1 protein-coding gene is annotated in these 370 nt (G+C 56.8%); it reads left to right on the top strand.

The annotated features are described in order from the left end of the window. On the top strand, positions 1 to 370 hold a 370-nt coding region (locus A3764_RS19250), incomplete at both ends, for an ABC transporter permease subunit (RefSeq protein ID WP_150122311.1).

Here is a 370-nt window from a genome sequence, read left to right as displayed (position 1 = left end):
CGGTGCTCGCCTCCACGATCTCCGCATTTGCCACGCTCACCCTGCTGACGAAAAACAGCTTCCTCGACGAGATCAAGAAGCACTATGTCATGACCGCCCGGGCCAAGGGTTTGAGCGAGCGGAAGGTTCTCTATGGGCATGTTTTCCGCAACGCGATGCTGATCGTGATCGCGGGGTTTCCGGCCGTTTTCATCGGGGTTTTCTTCGGAGGCTCGCTGATCATCGAAACCATTTTCTCCCTCGACGGGTTGGGACGTCTGGGGTTCGAGGCTGCGGTGGCGCGGGATTATCCGATCGTTTTCGGAACGCTGTTCATCTTCGGGTTGATCGGCCTCGTCGTAGGGATTCTGTCGGACCTTATGTATGTCTT

This window comes from Sulfitobacter sp. HI0129, from assembly GCF_001635395.1.
In the GTDB taxonomy this organism is placed as follows: domain Bacteria; phylum Pseudomonadota; class Alphaproteobacteria; order Rhodobacterales; family Rhodobacteraceae; genus Sulfitobacter.
Note: the sequence above shows the minus strand (reverse complement) of the source record. Positions and strands in the feature narration are given on the sequence as shown.